Source organism: Proteus terrae, from assembly GCF_003144325.1.
GTDB lineage: Bacteria > Pseudomonadota > Gammaproteobacteria > Enterobacterales > Enterobacteriaceae > Proteus > Proteus terrae.
The window spans coordinates 73,194-93,135 of record NZ_PENS01000013.1 but is presented as its reverse complement, the minus strand read 5'-3'; the positions used below and the strand labels follow the sequence as shown (position 1 = coordinate 93,135).

General features: G+C 37.7%; 14 protein-coding genes. 4 read left to right on the top strand and 10 right to left on the bottom strand.

Going from position 1 to position 19,942, the window contains the following annotated elements; translation table 11 throughout:
* Positions 1-409 precede the first annotated feature (409 nt).
* The 9 genes from DK857_RS13995 to ppsR form a co-directional block, all read right to left on the bottom strand.
* Positions 410-1,204 carry a heme ABC transporter ATP-binding protein gene (locus DK857_RS13995; RefSeq protein ID WP_109402483.1) on the bottom strand — a complete coding sequence of 265 codons (795 nt, stop codon included), beginning with the start codon at positions 1,202-1,204 and terminating at the stop codon, positions 410-412.
* The gene (locus DK857_RS13990; RefSeq protein WP_109394259.1) at positions 1,201-2,205 is read right to left on the bottom strand and encodes a FecCD family ABC transporter permease; all 1,005 of its coding nucleotides are present in this window, start codon (positions 2,203-2,205) and stop codon (positions 1,201-1,203) included. The genes DK857_RS13995 and DK857_RS13990 overlap by 4 nt, the downstream gene beginning before the upstream one ends.
* Positions 2,205-3,020, bottom strand: coding sequence for a heme/hemin ABC transporter substrate-binding protein (locus DK857_RS13985; RefSeq protein WP_109402482.1), 816 nt, complete (start codon positions 3,018-3,020; stop codon positions 2,205-2,207). Before DK857_RS13985 ends, DK857_RS13990 begins: the two co-directional genes overlap by 1 nt.
* A 15-nt stretch (positions 3,021-3,035) precedes the next feature.
* A complete protein-coding gene (locus DK857_RS13980; RefSeq protein ID WP_167394844.1) occupies positions 3,036-4,085 on the bottom strand; it encodes a hemin-degrading factor in 1,050 nt (349 codons plus the stop codon).
* A gap of 35 nt (positions 4,086-4,120) precedes the next feature.
* Complete coding sequence (locus DK857_RS13975; protein WP_109402480.1) at positions 4,121-6,148, bottom strand: TonB-dependent hemoglobin/transferrin/lactoferrin family receptor; 2,028 nt, start codon at positions 6,146-6,148, stop codon at positions 4,121-4,123.
* 68 nt (positions 6,149-6,216) lie between these two features.
* On the bottom strand, positions 6,217-8,403 hold the full coding sequence (locus tag DK857_RS13970) for a TonB-dependent receptor domain-containing protein (RefSeq protein WP_109402479.1): 2,187 nt from the start codon (positions 8,401-8,403) through the stop codon (positions 6,217-6,219).
* An 80-nt stretch (positions 8,404-8,483) separates the two neighbouring features.
* A complete protein-coding gene (hemP, locus tag DK857_RS13965) occupies positions 8,484-8,666 on the bottom strand; it encodes a hemin uptake protein HemP (protein ID WP_088495769.1) in 183 nt (60 codons plus the stop codon).
* A gap of 258 nt (positions 8,667-8,924) precedes the next feature.
* Complete coding sequence (locus DK857_RS13960) at positions 8,925-9,974, bottom strand: 3-deoxy-7-phosphoheptulonate synthase (RefSeq protein WP_109402478.1); 1,050 nt, start codon at positions 9,972-9,974, stop codon at positions 8,925-8,927.
* A 121-nt stretch (positions 9,975-10,095) separates the two neighbouring features.
* The gene (gene ppsR, locus DK857_RS13955) at positions 10,096-10,962 is read right to left on the bottom strand and encodes a posphoenolpyruvate synthetase regulatory kinase/phosphorylase PpsR (protein WP_109402477.1); all 867 of its coding nucleotides are present in this window, start codon (positions 10,960-10,962) and stop codon (positions 10,096-10,098) included.
* Positions 10,963-11,180: 218 nt separating this feature from the next.
* Between ppsR and ppsA the strand changes: the two genes are divergently transcribed.
* Complete coding sequence (ppsA, locus tag DK857_RS13950; protein ID WP_109394266.1) at positions 11,181-13,553, top strand: phosphoenolpyruvate synthase; 2,373 nt, start codon at positions 11,181-11,183, stop codon at positions 13,551-13,553.
* Between the two features lie 455 nt (positions 13,554-14,008).
* On the opposite strand, the gene ydiK is transcribed toward ppsA, so the two are convergent.
* Positions 14,009-15,121 (bottom strand): AI-2E family transporter YdiK, encoded by a 1,113-nt coding sequence (gene ydiK, locus DK857_RS13945; RefSeq protein WP_109402476.1) that lies wholly within the window; start codon positions 15,119-15,121, stop codon positions 14,009-14,011.
* 216 nt (positions 15,122-15,337) lie between these two features.
* On the opposite strand from ydiK, the gene ydiJ reads away from it, so the two are divergent.
* The 3 genes from ydiJ (at position 15,338) to DK857_RS13930 (ending at position 19,597) form a co-directional block, all read left to right on the top strand.
* On the top strand, positions 15,338-18,394 hold the full coding sequence (gene ydiJ, locus DK857_RS13940) for a D-2-hydroxyglutarate dehydrogenase YdiJ (protein WP_109402475.1): 3,057 nt from the start codon (positions 15,338-15,340) through the stop codon (positions 18,392-18,394).
* Positions 18,391-18,804, top strand: a complete 414-nt coding sequence (menI, locus tag DK857_RS13935) for a 1,4-dihydroxy-2-naphthoyl-CoA hydrolase (protein ID WP_109394268.1) — start codon at positions 18,391-18,393, stop codon at positions 18,802-18,804. Before ydiJ ends, menI begins: the two co-directional genes overlap by 4 nt.
* 172 nt (positions 18,805-18,976) lie before the next feature.
* Positions 18,977-19,597, top strand: a complete 621-nt coding sequence (locus tag DK857_RS13930) for a hypothetical protein (RefSeq protein WP_109402474.1) — start codon at positions 18,977-18,979, stop codon at positions 19,595-19,597.
* Positions 19,598-19,942: the final 345 nt, after the last annotated feature.

Here is a 19,942-nt window from a genome sequence, read left to right as displayed (position 1 = left end):
GTGATTGATAATCATTATCACAACGATAGGTGTGGCTTATATAGCTCAAGTAAGGTTCAGTTTATTGAATCTTTATGATTAAAAATGTTATTTTGTATGACTTTTACTTTGTTGAATTTATTGATTTATTTTTTAGCATAATAGCTCTGTTATATCTTTTATTTTTAGTTTTGTTATGTTTTTTTGTGCGAAATAAAAGCTAATCATTGATTAAGATGTATTTTAGAGTCAGTTTATTTGACTAAATATTGAAAAAATGAAATAAGATTTATTAATCAATTGGTGTGGTATTACCTTTACTTTTTTATTTTCAATTGATCAGTTTATTGAGAATAAATTAACTAAGCCACCCCTTAAAAAAATAAAGCTAAGAGGTGACTTAGTAAAAATAACCATGGCTAAAATTCTTTTAAGGACGTAGAAATACTTGAGGATAAAAATGTTCTGGATGAGTATTAACACTCACATCTGCACCATACCATTTTTGAATATTCTCGGTTGTGAGTACACTGTGTGGTGTGCCTTCACAAACTAGCTTTCCTTGATGCAGTAATAAAATTCTATCAGCATAAAGAGACGCTAAATTAAGATCATGCAAAACACAACACACCATAAGATTTTGTGTTTTTGCTAATTGTTTTAATAAACGTAAGCTATGTTGCTGGTGGTAAAGATCAAGTGCGGAGGTTGGCTCATCAAGGAATAAGACAGCTTCTTGTGGCATAGGGTGCCATAATTGCGCTAACACTCTAGCAAGCTGTACACGTTGTTGCTCACCGCCCGATAATTGGCGATAGTCTCTATCCTTAAATTTTAAACAATCCGTTTGTAGCAGCGCAGTCTCAATTGCAATTTTCTTATGTTGTTGTCCATGAGGCGTTCTTCCCATAGCAACCACTTCTTCTACTGAAAATGAAAATGAAAGCTGACTGTTTTGTCGCATAACAGCGCGGTTTTGCGCTAATTGTTGGCTATTCCATTGTGAATAGGTTTTTTGTTTAAAATAACACTGACCTTGCGTTGGTGTTGTATAGCCTGTTAATAAGCGTAATAGCGACGATTTTCCTGCACCATTAGGACCAATAATGGTAACCAATTCCCCTGCATTAAGTGAAAGAGACACATCATCAATAATGGTCTTATTGCCAATTTGATAAGTTAAATTATTTCCATAGAGCAATGGCGTGTTTTGTTTTTCAATCATGACATTCTTCCTGCGGGTTGTCGTAAGATAAGCCAAAGGAAATAAGGGCCACCAATTAATCCAGTAATGAGTCCAACAGGGATTTCAGCTGGAGATACTAGTGTTCGTGATAATGTGTCAGCGGCGAGTAACAGTGTTGCACCACCCAAAATGGTGGCAGGTAATAACCATACATGATTACTACCAATACGCATGCGAATAAGGTGTGGAACCACAAGTCCAATAAATCCAATAACACCACTCAGTGCAACAGCACAACCAATTAGGATGGCGCTAAGAAGTAACAAAATAAACTTGGTTCTTCTTACATTTAGTCCTAAGTAATGTGCCTCTTCATCACCCAGTTGTAATAGGTTTAATTTATGGCTTTGCCAACATGCCAAAATACTGACGGGAATGATCACAAGAGTAGCAATAGATAAGGTTTTCCAGTCAATCTGGCTTAATGAACCCATCATCCAAAGAGAGAATTGACGTAATTGTTGGTCAGTGCTGATGTAACTTAATACACCAATAAAGGACATACAAAGCGCATTGATAGCAATACCGGCAAGCAATAACCGCGCTAAATTACCATCACTCAATTGATGTAATGAGAAGATAATCATTGCTACAATTAAGCCGCCAACAAAGGCGGCGACAATATGACTGTAGAATGCAAAGGCTGGCGAAAAAGAGAACGGTAGAATAATAACGATGGCAACCATTAGTGCTGCACCGCTACTAATACCCAATAAACCGGGATCAGCTAACGAATTTCTAAATAATCCCTGCATTATAGCGCCGGATATTGCTAAAGCACCTCCAACAAGAATGGCTAATAATACGCGAGGTAAACGGATATCTAGCCAAATTTGCCATTCCATGTCATCAAAAGAGCTATTCCATAATGTATGAAACGAAAGGGCTAATGCTCCGCTATTCACAGAAATTAATGTAACGGTAGTGAGCAAAAAGAGTAAGAGTAGAATACTCACCCACGGTGAACGAAAACGAGACATTATTGCTCCAACGCTTGACGAATTTGATGCATGACTTCTGGTGTTGAAAGGGTAAAGCCTAATAACCCCATGTCATCAACAACAACATAATGCTTATTTTTACCCGCAGGTGTGTATTTTATGCCGGGTAATTCCCATAGTTTCTCAATTCCGCCAATGCCTTTAATACCTTCTTTGGTTACAAGCAAAATATCAGGTTGGCTTGCAATAACACCTTCTTGAGAAAGTGGACGATAGCTTGTAAATCCTTGCATGGCATTTTTACCACCAACCAGTGAAATAATGGTATCTGCGGCAGTATCTTGACCCGCAGCCATTGGAATAACGCCACCATGACTCATGATATAAATGACTTTCTTATCGATAGGAGTGGTTGAAATTTGTTTGATAGAGAGGGCGAGTTTCTCTTTTAGTTGATTGCCTTCTTGTTCTCTATTTAAAGCAGTCGCAATAGTGTCTATTTTTTCATTAATGGCTTCTAATGAATGTGTACCTGTAATGGTTTTTACAGCGACTCCGGCTTCTTTAATGCGGCGTAATGCCAAAGAAGGGCGAGCTAATTCGCTGGTAATGATCAAGGTTGGTTTGACAGATAAGATCCCTTCAGGGTTTAGCATTCGCATATAACCTACATCAGGAAGCGTTTTCACTTGTTCAGGAACTAAGCTGGTGCTGTCTCTTGCAATAATTTGCTCGCCTGCACCTAATGCGAAAACAATTTCTGTAATATCACCACCAATAGTAACGATACGTTCATTAGCTGAAGTGATGAACGACATTACGCTACACAGGATCAAAAGAAGCCATTTTTTCATTAAATCATTCTCCGATTAGGCGGTTTTAGTGAGAGTATTCACTTGTTCACGCCATTGTTGTTGCTCGGCAGTGCCTTCAGTACGTTGTCCATAGAGTTGAGCAATTTGTTGCCCCTTGCTATCAAAGATCTCAAGGCTAGTAACAAACCCATCTTGAGTTGGTTTGCGTGTTACCCAACTTTCTGCAATTTCACTTTCAATTAAATGAAGAGTAAAAGCAGGATTGAAAACATTGATCCAAACTTGTTCGCTATTTTCAAATTGATGAGGGACTAGGCGGTCAATTTGACCTGTGAAAATTTGTACACAGCCACGGCTACCGACAAATATCATGATCTCGTTTTGTTCTTCTTTGGCGAGTTCTAACAAGGTTTTCAGGGCGTTGTTTTCGACTTGATAAGCAAGATCATCAGGAACAGCTTTGAATGCTTGTTGACGACTTAAGTTATTTTCTTTTAGTAATTTGAAGAATTGGTGAACATCAGTCATTGAACGCCACTGTTGTTCAAGTTGTTCCGCTAATTCATTACTAACGGGTGTGTTTGAGTAGGGTTCAACAGGTGTGATATCGAGAGCCGGGTTTTCTTCCAATAAGAATGATTGAATAAGTGCATCCCATTCATCCATATTTGTGTTATCTGTCGTATAGACTTTATGTAATGCATCACCATGCATATCAAAGAACTGAATACTATAACGCGTTCCTTTTGATGTCTCTTCGGTAAGTGCAAAAATGCTTGACCAATAAGCGAAGAAAAAGCGTAAATCCATTGCTCGCGGGTTTAAAATTAAGCCAGCATGATCGCTAAAACGGGCATTTGTGTATTCACCAAGATGTTCGTGAACGGCGATATCGTTACGAGTAATGGCTTTGACTTCACCCACTTTACTTAAGGCTTTTAATAATTCTTGTACATCATTGCGTAGACGTTTTGCATCATGCCCTACACGGGCGTGAGTGAGTTCAGCTTCACTGACATTTAAGTAAGAAGCGAGATCACGCGCATACGGTGCTTTTTTGTCCGTTTTAGCTTGCAGGTAGCTCTCATAAAGAGATTTATTCACAGAAACTCCTATTGTATCGTTGATTTTATTGTTAATTACCATTGATAACTCACAAGTACTTTTGCATTTCGGCCTTCTTGAGGAATACCTGCAGAAGAATAATAAGTTTTATCAAATGCGTTACTCAGTACAAATGAGGTTGTTAGCCCCTTAAATGAGGCATCACCCTCATAACGAAGGTAAAAATCATTAACGCCATAACCTGCCTGTTGGCGATTGCTTGGACGATTAAAACGGTCATGTTTGGTAAAGTCCGTTTTCTTAGTAAATTGACCAACCCAACCCACAGAAAAATCAGTACTTGGTACAGGAACATCAAAGCGACTGGTTAATGTATCTGGCTCAATTGAGGTAATTGAGGCATTAGTCGCATTATCTTTCCCTTTGGTATGGTTGTAAGCTAAATCCCAATTAAAGAATTTTGATTGGTAGCTCATAGAAACATCCCACCCCCAAATAGTTGCTCTTGGAATATTTGTTGATTGTGTATATCCCTGAAAAATAGCAACATCTGCATCAATATAATCTTTTGCACGAGTATTGAAATGGGCAGCTTTAATTTTCAGATTATCATTATTAGATAATAAGTCGTCGAATTGAAAACCGAATCCGTATTCAGTTGTTGAATTGGTTTCAGGCTTTAAATTAGGATTTGGACGCCAATAGTTTGTTGGTGCGCCGGGGAAAGGTGCATCAAAATGTTTTGCATCGTTATACATCTCACCTAAAGTTGGTGCTCTAAATGCCTGTGAGTAAGAGGTATAAAGCATCGACCAATCAGTGGGTGTAATACTGATTGCTCCTTTTGATGACCATTTATCCGCAGTAATATCATCATAACGATCGTTTTGGCTTTTATATTTGTCAAAACGCGTTCCTAAAATTAAGGAGACAGGTAAATCACGTAAAGTGACTTCATCTTGTACCCAACCTGACATAAAGCGGATATCGGCTTGTGGGAAGCTTTCTGCATTTTGGCTTGGTGATTGTTTTTGTTTATAAACTTCGCCACCATAAGTCAATCCATGTGATGCAAAGCTGTATGTACCTACTTGTGAGCGGTTTTCGAGTTTTACGCCATAGGTTTTTTGTTCTCGACCTTCAAATCCTTTTTGTATCGTTTTGGCATTGATATCAACTTGACTGTAGTAAGCCTGTGTTTTCAAATTAATCCATTGTGAATCTGAAGGATCAAATTGATAGGTTAGCTGAACATCTTTTTGTGTCGTGGTGCGATCAGTTTCTACATTTGTAAGTGTAGGGTTTGAGGGAACTTGAGGGTTTTTGGGTTGATTTGTATTGTTATGATAATAGCGGAATTGTCCACTTAACGTGTTGCTATCATCAATTAACCAACGCCCTTTAGAAAGAAGATTAATAATGGTTTCGTCATTTTGAGCACGATAACCGCCACCATAGCGGGTATCGCCTTTGTCGCGAGCTGATAATGCAATAAGTCCATCAAGGTTATCGTGTCTACCAAAAGCAGTGACACCTAAACCTTGGCTATGTTGAGCGGTATTACCAAGACCAGTAACACGTACGCCCCCTTGTTCGTTTTTTGAAAGCAGATCGCTTGCATCAACAGTATCGTAAGCGATAACACCGCCAAGAGCTCCACTACCATATAAAAGAGCAGAAGGGCCACGAATAACTTCAACTTGTTTTATAAGCAAAGGATCGACAAAAATACTGTCGATATGACCAGTATCTGTTCCTTGGCGCACGCCATCTACAAGTGTCAGTATTCCATTTTTACTGTATCCACGCATACTGATGGTTTCACCATTAGTACGACCTGCCCCTGAAATAGAAATTCCAGGTACATGACGAAGTAATTCAGAAGCACTTCCTGCAGTTTCTGACAACGCATTGTTATTTTTTATAACCGTTGACATCATGGGCAATGTAAAGCTGTCGCGTTCATTACCTGTTGCATAAACAGTAAGTACCTCTGATTTTCTTCCCTCATTAGTTTGTGTTTTCTCTTGTGCAGACACACAAGCAGAAGAGACAGCAACAGCCAGCAAACTAAATTTTATCAATAAAGATGACTGAGACATGCAGATGGATCTCCGTTATTGAATGGGCTGTTAAACAGCCCTTTGTTATATAAATCATTGCTCCTCATCTACCAGCGATAACTGACGGACATTTTGATATTTCTACCTTCTTGTGGCACACCTAATGCCGAGAAATATTCTCGATTAAAGGCATTAGAAAGTACCAATGCAGCTTGAATATCTTTATTGTTTTGAGATTGATAACTGATTAAAAAATCATGAATACCATAGCCGGGATATTGAGTAATCAGCTCTTGCATTCGATTTGTTGTTTTACCTTTTACGTGAGGCGCTCTTCCTTTATGTGTGCCTTTATTTTCTGTTGCACTGGCAAATTTTCCTGACCACCCTAATGAGAAGGGGGTTTTAGCAATAGGAAGTTGAATAAAGGTTGTAAGTACTTCAGGGCGAACAGGCGAAATGGTTTCATGCGTAGTTAATTCAAGGGTTCGAGTACGATTATAACCAAGCCCAATAGAAATTAATGGATGTGAATAGCGTAATCCGAGATCAACACCGTCGATAAGTGCCTGAGGAATATTAATGGCTTGCAGATGAAGTTTTTTCGTTAATACACGAGCATCCCAAATGTCATATGTAATATAGTCTATCGCTTTCGTATCAAAATAAGCTACATTCAGAGAAAATTCATCATCAGATGCTAATAAGTGCGAAAAAGTCAGTTTTCCACCATATTCCCAAGTACGGTTTTTTTCAGGGCTAAGATTAGGATTAGGGATCCAAAATCCTTTTGCTGTACGACCAAAAATAGCCGGTATTTCAAAATGAAGAGAGTCGTTAAACATTTCATTTAGCGTTGGTACTCTCATATTGGTTGAATATGAGGTATAGAGTTGTAACCATTGTGTTGGTGTAAAGGTTAGGGCAATATTTTTACTAATATTGTTTTCACTTGTTTGATGAAAATCGGGTTTATGTTGTTTAAAATCCTCTAAAAGCGAATTTAGCTCACTTTGAGGTTTATTTTTATAATAGTGATAACGCAAACCAGTTGTTAATGCTAAAGGTAAATGTGGTGTCGAGAGCTGACTTTCTACCCAACCAGCAACATAAACCATTTTTGCAAGAGGGAAGTTTTTTGCCGCTTGGTTAGAAACCATTTTTTGTTGATAAGCTTCTGTGCCTAAAATGATTTTTTGATTTAATTTATCTGAATAGGAAAATTGAGAGTTATTCTCAATTTTTAGCCCATAAGTTAATTGTGTCCGATCTTCATTTCTACCTATTTTCCCTTGTTGGTTTTTTCTACGTTGATAATCAGAAAGGGAAGTATCGGTTAAAAATATTTGATTAATATTGAATTGTGAGTAATACAAATGACTGGTTAAATTAATCCAACTTTGTATTTCAGGCTCATAATGATAAGTGACAGAATAATTTTTCTGTTTAGATTGTCGTTCTACTTGGTTACTTTCATTCTTACCAAACCCACCCATGCGATGCAAAACTTCTCGCTGAGTACCTTTATTCTCATAGTGTCTTGCTGAAAAAATAAGGGTCTGATTTTCTGTTGGATAGAGATAGGCTTTAGCAAAAAAATTATTAATATGTTCGTGATTTTCGAGTTTGTCACCACTTGCTAAGTGAATAGGACCTCGTTGGCGTTGGCTATATGCGAACAAACCTTCAGCAATATCGTGTCGTCCCGCAATAATCCCTCCATAAGTGAAGTGCCTATCAGCAGATGAAAGCGAGGTAAATAATTTAGTACTGAGTTTCTCATCTATTTTTAATAAGTTACGAGGCTCAAGCGTTTGAAATGAAACAACACCGCCCATTGCCCCATTACCGTGTAATACAGGGGATGAACCATGTTTTATATCAATACGTTTCACTAATGAAGGATCGAGAAAAATACCACCTAAGTTATTGATAGTATTTTCTAAAGGTTGCTCGATACCATCGACTAAGATCTTAACGCCTTTTTGATCATAGCCACGCATAAGGATGTTTGCGCCATTTGTAACACCTGTTCCTGATAGGGTTGCACCAGCCACTTTATTTAGCATTTCACCAGTGGTTGATGCAGTTTGTGCTTGAGGTGTCGAACTATCAATAATGGAATGAAAGTCGTGAGTTGTTTTATCAATGGAATGACCGACAACCGTTAGAGAGTCCATCTCTGTATTATCTGATTGTGCAGAGGCAATAGGGGAGTACAACAAGCAAAGTGCTGTCGCTATACCTGAATATTTGAAATGTTTTTTCAGCATACACATACCATAAATGTCCATAAAAAGTCCTTGTATATGGAGTTATTTAGCTGGCTGCCTAGCTGAGGGAGTAGGTGGCTTGCACGTTATTGTCAAAATGATTATTTAGTCAGGATTAATTTTCCCGCCTTTGTTTGACGCAGTTGATACAACTCTCCGTTATGTTGAATGTAAACCACGCCATCTTTACCCAATAACTCAATGCTATTGATTGATTGAATTATTGAAGAATGAGAATTCTGTTTAGTTAAAGAACTATCCAAATTATTAGCTTTTTTATTCATAATACACTAAGAGTAATAAGCGTTATCATTATGATAATCATTATCGTTAACAAAAGTGTTTAGACAAGCTTTTTTTAACGTAAACTGGTAAATTTAAGTCATATTGTGAATAACTAAACGCTATGCGATGAAAATTAAAACAATGGAATAAAAGGGACTTATATTTTTCTCAAAATATAACGTCAATAAAGGGGGGGAATTTAGATGAAAACAGAAGACAAAATAAAAGGGGTAAAGGTTACCCCTTAATAAATAAGTTTATCGAAATCGACTCTCAACGGCTTGTGCTAATAATTCAAGAAGTTGTTCTGTGTCATTCCAACTTAAACAAGGATCAGTGATCGATTGCCCATAATTAAGCGGTTTATTTTGTACGACTTTTTGTGAGCCTTCTTGTAAAAAGCTCTCAGCCATCACACCTACAATCGCTTGTGAGCCATCTTTAATTTGCTGACCAACATTTCTGGCTACTTCTAATTGGCGACGATGAATTTTTTCACAGTTGCCATGACTAAAATCGATAATAAGATGCTCTGGTAAATCTACTTGTTTTAGTGCATCAACCGCATCAGCGATATCACTTGCGTGATAATTCGGCTTTTTACCTCCACGCATAATAATATGACCATAAGGATTACCACTGGTTTGGTAAATCGTCATACGGCCATTTTTATCAGGTGATAAGAAAGTATGACTTATACGAGAAGCGCGAATAGCATCAATAGCAATACGGGTATTACCATCGGTGCCATTTTTGAACCCCACAGGGCAAGAGAGTGCAGAAGCCATTTCACGATGAACTTGGCTTTCAGTTGTTCTTGCACCAATGGCGCCCCAACTAATTAAATCTGCAATATATTGGCCTGTAACCATATCGAGAAATTCAGTTGCAGTGGGTAAACCTAATGCATTTATTTCAATTAATAGCTTTCTCGCAAGGCGAATACCTTCGTTGACATTGCAAGAATTATCAAGGTAAGGATCGGAGATTAAGCCTTTCCAGCCAATGACTGTACGTGGTTTTTCAAAGTAGGTTCTCATGACGATTTCTAAGCGCTCATGATAATGCTCTTTTAGCTGATTAAGCTTAGTGGCGTACTCTTTGGCGGCTTTAGGATCATGAATAGAACAAGGCCCTACAATTACTAATAGTCGTTTGTCTTCGCCGGTAAGGATCGCTTCAATTCGTTTACGTGCTGATGTGATATTTTGGGTTATCTCATCAGAAATGGGGAACTCTTTTGCTAAGGTTTCTGGTGTTACCAGACTGTCTAGCACCTTAGTCCGTAGTTCGTCAGTCTTTAACATAATTCATCTCAATAAATATACAGGGTAAGTCTACCCAGTGATTAAGATCACAATAAACGAAATTCAGCTAATTTCAACAGCGTTCACAGAGAAAAACGAATAAAAAAGTCGCCAGAAAGAGTTAAAACATTCTTCTCGCTAATCCCATAGAATCAATTACCTTGGTTGAAATTTCTTCAACAGAATAATTAGTGGTGTTGAGATAAGGAATATTGTTTTTTCTAAAAAGGGCTTCCACTTCAGCTAATTCGATTCTACATTGGCGAATTGATGCATAACGGCTATTTTCACGACGTTCACTTCGGATAGCAGCAAGACGTTCTGGTGCAATGGTTAAGCCAAATAATTTATGCTGATATTCTTTTAGTTCCGCTGGTAGTTTTAAGAAATCCATATCATCTGCAGTAAATGGATAGTTAGCAGCTTGAATACCAAATTGCATAGCTAAATAGAGGCTGGTGGGCGTTTTTCCACAACGAGAAACACCAATTAATATCACTTGAGCTTGGTCGAGATTCCGTAATGATATACCATCATCATGGGAAAGGGTGTATTCGATTGCAGCAATACGAGCATCATATTTGCTAAGGTTTTTTTCAGTTAATCCGTGGGTTTTGTTTAATTTTGGTGATGCCTGGATCCCCATTTCTTTTTCGAGTGGTATTACGAGAGATTGCACAATATCCTGACAAAAACCTTCACTACTATTTATTATCTGTTTAACTTCAGGGCTGATAATAGAATAAAAAACAAGAGGCTTAGCACCACTCTTTTTATAAATTTCAGAGATTTTCTGTTTTATTTCTTCAGCTCTTTCTACAGTAGAAACAAAAGGTAATGTATAACTTTTCATTTTTAATGGAAATTGAGAAAGTACCGCATGGCCTAATACTTCTGCCGTAATTGCTGTACCATCAGAGATAAAAAAGACTGTCCTATCAATGGGTTCATTATTATCACAATTAATAGAATTCAAGCTTAATATCATAACGCTCACCTTTTTTTAGCTGAATTAGCAAATCAAACAATATTATCTAAAGCATTTTTAGTGATTATAAAGGATAAAAAAATAAAGTTTTCTGGTTGATCGATTCACCTTTCTATATTCAGCATCACATTGTGATACGCTTATTTACGTTGTCATTTTGACAGCGGGTTTTTCTTTTTTTCTCTCTCTCATAATTGTTTAAAAAAGGATTGTTCTCAATGTCCAGCAATAGCCTCACCCCGTGCAATGTGCTTTGGTATAACCAATTAGGTATGAATGACGTTGATCGTGTTGGTGGGAAAAATGCTTCCCTCGGTGAAATGATCACAAACCTAGCGGAACTGGGTGTTTCTGTTCCTAATGGGTTTGCTACCACAGCGCAAGCGTTTAATGATTTTCTGGAACAGAGCGGTATCAATCAGCGTATTTATGAATTACTTGATAGCGTTGATGTTGATGATGTTAATCAACTGGCTCAAGCAGGTAATCAAATTCGCCAGTGGGTAATTGATACACCTTTTACGCCTCAGTTTGAAAAAGACATTCGCGATGCTTATCTCACATTAAGTGAAGGTGAATCTGAAGCTTCATTTGCCGTTCGTTCATCTGCGACTGCAGAAGATATGCCTGATGCTTCTTTTGCCGGTCAACAAGAGACGTTTTTAAACGTTCAAGGTATTGATGCCATACTCGTTGCAATCAAACACGTATTTGCCTCGTTATTTAACGATCGCGCAATCTCTTATCGTGTTCACCAAGGTTATGATCACCGTGGTGTTGCATTATCTGCTGGCGTTCAACGTATGGTGCGTTCTGATCTCGCTTCTTCAGGTGTGATGTTTACCATCGATACTGAATCTGGATTTGATCAAGTTGTCTTTATTACATCAGCTTATGGTTTAGGTGAAATGGTTGTACAGGGTGCTGTTAACCCGGATGAGTTTTATGTACACAAGCCAACTTTAGCAAAAGGTCTACCTTCTATTGTTCGTCGTAATCTTGGCTCTAAAAAGATCCAAATGGTTTACGCAGACAGCGTTGAACATGGTAAACAAGTCCGTATCGAAGATACGCCAGAGCCACTGCGCAATCGTTTCTCTTTGACTGATCATGAAGTTCAGGAGCTAGCTAAACAAGCTGTATTGATTGAACGCCACTATGGTCGTCCAATGGATATCGAATGGGCTAAAGATGGACATAATGGTCGTTTATACATTGTTCAGGCTCGCCCAGAAACTGTTCGTTCTAACCAACAAGTGATGGAACGCTATCAATTAAATGAAAGTGGCTCTGTTATTATCGAAGGCCGTGCTATTGGTCATCGTATTGGTACGGGTGCCGTTAAAGTTATCCATAACTTAAGTGAGATGGATAGAATTGAAGCGGGTGATGTGTTGGTTACTGACATGACAGATCCAGATTGGGAACCTATCATGAAGAAAGCCTCTGCGATTGTGACTAATCGTGGTGGTAGAACATGTCACGCTGCAATTATTGCTCGTGAATTGGGTATTCCAGCGGTTGTGGGTTGTGGTGATGCAACAGAATGTATTGCTGAAGGACAAGTTGTAACTGTTTCTTGTGCTGAAGGTGACACAGGGTTTGTTTACGATGGCAAACTGGATTTTTCTATTCAGAGCTCTGAAATCGATAATATGCCTGAATTAGGGCTCAAAATCATGATGAACGTCGGTAATCCTGATCGTGCATTTGATTTTGCAGGCTTACCAAATGATGGTGTCGGTCTTGCGCGTTTAGAATTTATTATTAACCGTATGATTGGTGTGCATCCCCGCGCATTACTAGAGTATGACGACCAAACTGAAGCACTGAAAGCTGAAATCAATGAAATGATGGCAGGCTATGAATCTCCAGTTGAGTATTACATTAGTAAATTAACGGAAGGGATTGCAACATTAGCAGCAGCATTCTGGCCTAAACGCGTTATCGTTCGTTTATCTGACTTTAAATCTAACGAATATGCCAACTTAGTGGGTGGCGATCGTTATGAACCAGATGAAGAGAACCCAATGTTAGGATTCCGTGGTGCGGGCCGTTATGTTTCTGACGATTTCCGTCGCTGTTTCTCGCTTGAATGTGAAGCGGTAAAACGTGTTCGTAATGATATGGGCTTAGAGAATGTTGAGGTCATGATCCCATTTGTTCGTACTGTACGCCAAGCTGAAGAAGTTATTGATGAATTAGCGGCAAATGGTTTGAAACGTGGTGAGAATGGCTTAAAAGTCATTATGATGTGTGAAATTCCATCAAATGCCTTATTAGCAGATAAATTCTTAGAACACTTTGATGGTTTCTCTATCGGCTCTAACGATATGACCCAATTAACATTAGGTCTTGATCGAGATTCAGGTGTGGTCTCTGCACTGTTTGATGAACGCAATGATGCAGTGAAAGCATTATTATCAATGGCAATCCAAGCCGCTAAACGTAATGGAAAATATGTGGGTATTTGTGGTCAAGGACCTTCTGACCATGAAGATTTTGCACAATGGCTAATGGAAGAGGGAATTGATAGTTTATCTTTAAACCCAGATACCGTAATTAAAACTTGGGTAAAATTAGCACAATAGAATTAATATCATTGCTATAAATAAAAAGCTCACAATATAATGTGAGCTTTTTTTATACAATTATTAAATAATAGGCAAAAAAAAAGCCTATCATGGGCTGACAGGCAAAGACTACACACAGCAATATTTTATATTCTTTAATCTCGCCAATTAATCTATTAATATGAAAGGCAAAATTATTAATTTGATGAAATATTTGTTTCGTTGATATTTATATTAAGAGAAATGCGTTAATTATGCTCTAAGAATTATCTCAATAAAAAGAATATAAGCTTATTTGAAAGTGAATATAACTTGCTGGTAACAAACAGGTTTAAAAAAATGTAATTTGTTTCAAATTGTAAGTTTCAATATAAAAATATAATAGTTTATTCCTAAATTGATAATCTTTATTAAACTTTACTCTGTTATTTTTAGAGCATGTAAGTAGCTACACTTACATGCTCCATTATTATTTATTCTTTTTCGATAAAGTTTTTATTCATAAATTCTACTGTTTCAGTTAAATCAGGATTAGGTTTTGGTACTTCATTAATCCATGCATTTAATAAGCTATGTGCAACAGCAAGAACAACAGGGCCAATAAATAATCCAATCATACCTAATGTTAAAATCCCCCCAATAACACCCGTAAGAATTAATACCATAGGCAAATCAGCACCCATTTTGATTAAATAAGGTCGTAATACACCATCCATTGTTGCAACGGCGCCCCCCCAAATCACCATAACAATGCCCCAAGTGGTATCACCTGTCCAAAATAGCCATAAAATGGAAGGGATCAGTACTAATAAAGGGCCTATTTGAGCAAGGCAGCAAATAAACATAATGACCGTTAATACAGTCGCATAAGGTACGCCAGACACAGCGAGACCGATACCACCAACAATCGCTTGAATTAATGCGGTTAAAACCACGCCTAATGCGACAGCACGAATAGACATGGATGCAAGTAAGATTGCAGCATCACCACGCTGACCGGCTAAACGAATGGCAAAATGACGTAACCAAGATACGACATTTTCGCCTTGTAAAAACAGTAAGCCAGAAAATAACAACATCACACCCAAATGTAGGGCAAATCGACCAATATTTAAGGCTTGAGCAAAAAACCAGTTTGCAGCTTGTCCGACATAAGGCTGGATTTTTGAGATTAACGCATTACCACCAGAGACAAGGATAGAGTGCCATGTATCATAAAGCTTGCTCCCTATCATTGGGATTTCGTTAAGCCATAATAATTGAGGCGGCTGAATATTCGAAGGTGATTTTGCTAATTCTATTAAAGGCGCACTATTATCAATGACACTACTAATTAATAAGATAATAGGGATAACGAAGATCAGTAATATCAAAATCATCATTATCATGGTTGATAACCAACGGTATTTTACCCGTTTTTCAATAATAAGAAGTAAAGGCCACGTTGCAACAACAATCATTCCAGCCCAAATAAAACCCACAATAAAGGGATTTAGGATCCAAAAACTGGCGATAATAAAAAAAGAAATAAAAAGAACAGTGAATAAAACTTTGGGTATATCTGTATGGATCTGCGGTTTTTCCATGGTTTTAAATCCCTACACGAATAAAAATGCTAGAAGCAGATGAATAAACATTGCAAATATCACGTTGTTTATATCACTACGCAATTTGCCAGAATTGTATGATAAGGTGAACAGGTATCGGTCTGAAAGTGCAAAATGAGACAAAGTACCTCTTAGCATACATTTCAACATCTAAAATTAAGCAATGTGGACTATTAGATTAAAGAGCTATAACAAATGATCCCACGTATATCGCAAGCACCGCAAGTCAGTGAACTCACAACAGAATTTCTTGATACTCTTCGAAAAAACGGTTTCACCGGTGATATCTCCAGCAGTTACGCTGATAGACTCACTATGGCAACAGATAATAGTATTTACCAGTTATTGCCACAGGCTGTTGTTTTTCCTCGCTCAACCGCTGATGTAACTATTATTGCTCGCTTAGTTGATGAACCTCGATATCATTCACTCTCTCTGACTCCTAGAGGGGGCGGTACAGGCACTAATGGGCAAGCGTTAACGGATGGTATTGTGGTTGATTTATCTCGCTATATGAAGCGTATTATCGAGATAAACCCGCAAGAGCGTTGGGTAAAAGTGGAAGCAGGGGTGATAAAAGATGAGTTAAACCTCTTTTTAAAACCTTATGGCTTTTTTTTCGCACCAGAACTATCTACCAGTAATCGCGCTACATTAGGTGGAATGATTAATACTGATGCATCAGGGCAAGGTTCAATGGTTTATGGTAAAACCTCTGATCATGTACTTGGTGTTAGGGCGGTTTTGTTAGGCGGTGAGCTGCTTGAAACACGAGCTATGGATACGGCACTAGCTGAAAACATTGCCCAAGAAAGCTCCGCAATGGGTAAAGTTTACCGTACTGTTTTATCTCGTTGTAAAGAGCAACGAAAGCTCATTCTTGAAAAATTCCCTAAATTAAATCGCTTTTTAACAGGGTATGATTTGCGTCATGTCTTTAGTGATGACATGAAACGATTTGATTTAACGAGAATTTTAACAGGCTCTGAAGGAACGCTAGCTTTTATTACTGAAGCGACACTGAATATTACGCCAATTCCCAAACAGCGCAGTTTAGTCAATGTAAAATACGATTCGTTTGACTCAGCATTACGCAACGCCCCTTTTTTAGTTAAAGCGAATGCACTTTCTGTTGAAACGGTTGATTCAAAAGTATTAAATCTCGCCCGTGAAGATATCGTGTGGCACTCTGTAAAAGAGTTGATCACAGATATACCTGATAAAGATATGCAAGGACTGAATATTGTTGAATTTGCGGGCGATGATGAAAACCTTATCGCATCACAAGTCGCATCATTATGCCAACGCTTAGATTCATTAATGAAAGAGGGCCAGGGCGGTGTTATTGGTTATCAAGTCTGTGAAGATTTGGCGGATATTAACCGTATTTATGCCATGCGTAAAAAAGCGGTTGGTTTATTAGGTAACGCCAAAGGACAAGCAAAGCCAATTCCTTTCGTAGAAGATACCTGTGTGCCACCAGAACACCTTGCTGATTATATTACCGAATTTAGAGCGTTACTTGACAATCATCAGCTCAATTATGGCATGTTTGGACATGTTGATGCAGGGGTATTGCACGTAAGACCGGCTCTTGATATGTGCGATCCACAACAAGAATTATTGATGAAATCTATCTCAGACGACATTGTCACGTTAACAGCCAAATATGGTGGGTTACTCTGGGGTGAACATGGAAAAGGCTTTAGAGCGCAATACAGCCCCGAATTTTTCGGTGAAACGCTTTATCATGAACTGCGTCAAATCAAAACGGTATTCGATCCTCGAAATAGACTGAATCCTGGGAAGATATGCCCTCCATTAGAGGTCGATGAACCCATGAAGCAAGTAGATACCATCAAACGAGGTACCTTTGATCGCACAATCCTTTTATCTGTGCGTCAAGAGTTCAAAGGTGCACTAGATTGTAATGGTAATGGACTTTGCTTTAACTTTGATGCCAAAAGCCCAATGTGCCCTTCAATGAAAATCAGCGGGCAACGCATTCATTCACCTAAAGGACGCGCTGCACTTGTAAGAGAGTGGTTACGCTTATTGACAGAGCAAGGCGTTAGCCCAAAACAACTTGAATCTAGCCTTGAAAATAATAAACCTAGTTTAAGAGGTTTGATTGAGAAAACACGTAATACATGGAAAGCCAAACGTGGCGAATATGACTTTTCTCATGAAGTGAAAGCGGCTATGAACGGTTGCTTGGCTTGTAAAGCCTGTTCAACGCAATGTCCGATTAAAATTGATGTGCCATCGTTTCGTTCTAAGTTTACTGAACTTTATCACCAGCGTTATTTACGCCCGTTAAAAGACTATATTGTCGCGAATGTTGAATTAACAACGCCGATGATGGCGAAAGCTCCCGGATTTTTTAACTTTTTTATGAAGCAACCGTTGGTGCAGTCATTAAGTAAACATACGATAGGAATGGTCGATTTACCTTTGCTGTCATCGCCTACATTAAGACAGCAATTGGCTGGGCACAAAGCGTTAGATATGACGCTAGAAGACTTAGAGCGTTTATCTGAAAAGCAACGAAGTCATTATGTGCTGGTGGTACAAGATCCCTTTACCAGTTATTACGATGCAAAAGTGGTTGCCGATTTTATCAAACTGATTGAAAAAATTGGATTTAAACCTGTTTTACTGCCATTTTCACCTAATGGGAAAGCGCAACATATTAAAGGTTTTTTACAGCAATTTAGCAAAACGGCACAAAAAACCTCAATCATGCTTAATCGTGTCGCAAAATTAGGTATTCCTATGGTAGGGGTTGATCCCGCATTAGTGCTTTGTTATCGCGATGAATATCGTGAAATATTGGGTGATAAGCGTGGGGATTTTAATGTTCAACTTGTTCATGAATGGCTAAGTAAATTGGTATCTGATCCAATAGCAGTTCGCGATGATGCTGAAAAATGGTATCTTTTCGGGCACTGTACAGAAGTGACGGCGCTACCACAAAGTATGAAACAGTGGCAGGCTATTTTCCAACGTTATGGGCAGCAACTCGAATTTGTGAGTACTGGATGTTGTGGAATGGCAGGTACTTATGGACATGAACTAAATAATTATGAAAACTCGTTGGGCATTTATCAACTCTCATGGGGTAATGCATTAAAAACATTACCAACAATGCGTTGTTTAAGCACCGGTTACTCTTGTCGTAGTCAAGTGAAACGTATTGATAATATTGAGCTAAAACACCCACTACAGGCACTTTTGGAGATTATGCCATGATATGGAAACGTGAAACGACAATTGAGTATCTTAATCATATTGGACAAAACAATATGATGAGCCATTTGGGCATTGAGTTAACATGTCTTGGTGATGATTATCTTGAAGGAACAATGCCTGTTGATCATCGTACTAAGCAACCTTTAGGGCTTTTACATGGTGGTGCTTCTGTTGTATTAGCTGAAACATTGGGCTCTGTTGCGGGTTATCTTTGTACTGAAGGCGAACAAAAAATTGTTGGACTAGAAATCAATGCGAATCATATTCGTTCAGCGAGAGAAGGCAAGGTAAGAGGCGTATGTAAACCGATTCATTTAGGACGTTCACACCAAGTCTGGTCAATAGAAATCTTTGATGATGAAGATCGTCAAGTGTGTATTTCTAGATTAACGACATCGGTTATTTCTTAAAGAATAAAAAAGACAAACGCACAAAGTGAAATACTCGCTTTGTGCGTTTTTTGTGTTTATAGATAATGTCAAAAAAATAAAAATAGAGAGAGAAAATAGAATTACTTCTTTATTTAGATTTTATTTTTAATGATAATCATTATCTTCATAATAAAAGATAAGACGATCAATAATGTTTACTATTTCTAAATTCAACACAACAGTATTATTAATTGCAGGTTTATTAATCAGCGGGTGCGATAATAATTCTACCTCTGAAACGAGTAATAATATAAGTAATATTCCGGTACAAACTATTTCTGGTTTTAATATGGCTTATCCCACTTCGTTTTCAATGAGCAGAGAAGATACTGAAAATTATTTTAAATCATTACCTGATAATATTCAGGATGTCACAACGGAAATGATAGTTTATAAATCAGAACCTATTTGTGACTTGACAGAGGTTCGTCTGGTTTATTTTAAAATGATCGATGCAATGAGTTACGATGTGGATGCGGGAGCACAAGGTATTGTAGATAATATTGCTATCATAGATGGCATGAATGAAATATCTACATTGATAAAACCATTAACTATCCCAAATGTGGAAAGTCGACATGTCTTTTTTGAAGGGAAATATGCAAAAGAGAACGTGAGCTATGAAGGTATTTTAGCGGCAGATCTTAAAACGAATCGAGTATGGCAACTGCAATTAATTAGTAATTTCAATAGCCAATCGAACAAACAAAAAAATAGTCAAATTCTTGAATGTACAGACAAATATATTCAAACCATCACTATTAATAAATAACATCGAAGAGCACACAAACCAATAAGAGGTCATCACATAAGTGGTGCTATCTTATCCCTCATCAAAGCATAAAAATGAATGTGAGTAGGCTCAATAAGCTAGTTGTAAAAACACATTTTTATGCTTTTTTCTCTAAATTTCAGTGATAACATATAAAGTGTATTTATTTTGCAACTTATATGCGTATTGTGCGAAATATAAGAAAAATTAAAAGTTTTATTTTTTAGAATGAAAAAATATAAAAGTGTTATATTACATTGCGTTAACATGAGTTGTTAACAAAATAAGTGCAAAAATAGAACAAAAAATACACATTTACAGAATATCCTTTCAAAAGACATGGTT

Excerpts from the sequence above, each read along its gene's own strand:
- DK857_RS13995 (WP_109402483.1), bottom strand. The coding sequence starts at position 1,204 with ATGATTGAAAAACAAAACACGCCATTGCTCTATGGAAATAATTTAACT.
- DK857_RS13990 (WP_109394259.1), bottom strand. The coding sequence starts at position 2,205 with ATGTCTCGTTTTCGTTCACCGTGGGTGAGTATTCTACTCTTACTCTTT.
- DK857_RS13985 (WP_109402482.1), bottom strand. The coding sequence starts at position 3,020 with ATGAAAAAATGGCTTCTTTTGATCCTGTGTAGCGTAATGTCGTTCATC.
- DK857_RS13975 (WP_109402480.1), bottom strand. The coding sequence starts at position 6,148 with ATGTCTCAGTCATCTTTATTGATAAAATTTAGTTTGCTGGCTGTTGCT.
- DK857_RS13970 (WP_109402479.1), bottom strand. The coding sequence starts at position 8,403 with ATGGACATTTATGGTATGTGTATGCTGAAAAAACATTTCAAATATTCA.
- hemP (WP_088495769.1), bottom strand. The coding sequence starts at position 8,666 with ATGAATAAAAAAGCTAATAATTTGGATAGTTCTTTAACTAAACAGAAT.
- DK857_RS13960 (WP_109402478.1), bottom strand. The coding sequence starts at position 9,974 with ATGTTAAAGACTGACGAACTACGGACTAAGGTGCTAGACAGTCTGGTA.
- ppsR (WP_109402477.1), bottom strand. The coding sequence starts at position 10,962 with ATGATATTAAGCTTGAATTCTATTAATTGTGATAATAATGAACCCATT.
- ppsA (WP_109394266.1), top strand. The coding sequence starts at position 11,181 with ATGTCCAGCAATAGCCTCACCCCGTGCAATGTGCTTTGGTATAACCAA.
- ydiK (WP_109402476.1), bottom strand. The coding sequence starts at position 15,121 with ATGGAAAAACCGCAGATCCATACAGATATACCCAAAGTTTTATTCACT.
- ydiJ (WP_109402475.1), top strand. The coding sequence starts at position 15,338 with ATGATCCCACGTATATCGCAAGCACCGCAAGTCAGTGAACTCACAACA.
- menI (WP_109394268.1), top strand. The coding sequence starts at position 18,391 with ATGATATGGAAACGTGAAACGACAATTGAGTATCTTAATCATATTGGA.
- DK857_RS13930 (WP_109402474.1), top strand. The coding sequence starts at position 18,977 with ATGTTTACTATTTCTAAATTCAACACAACAGTATTATTAATTGCAGGT.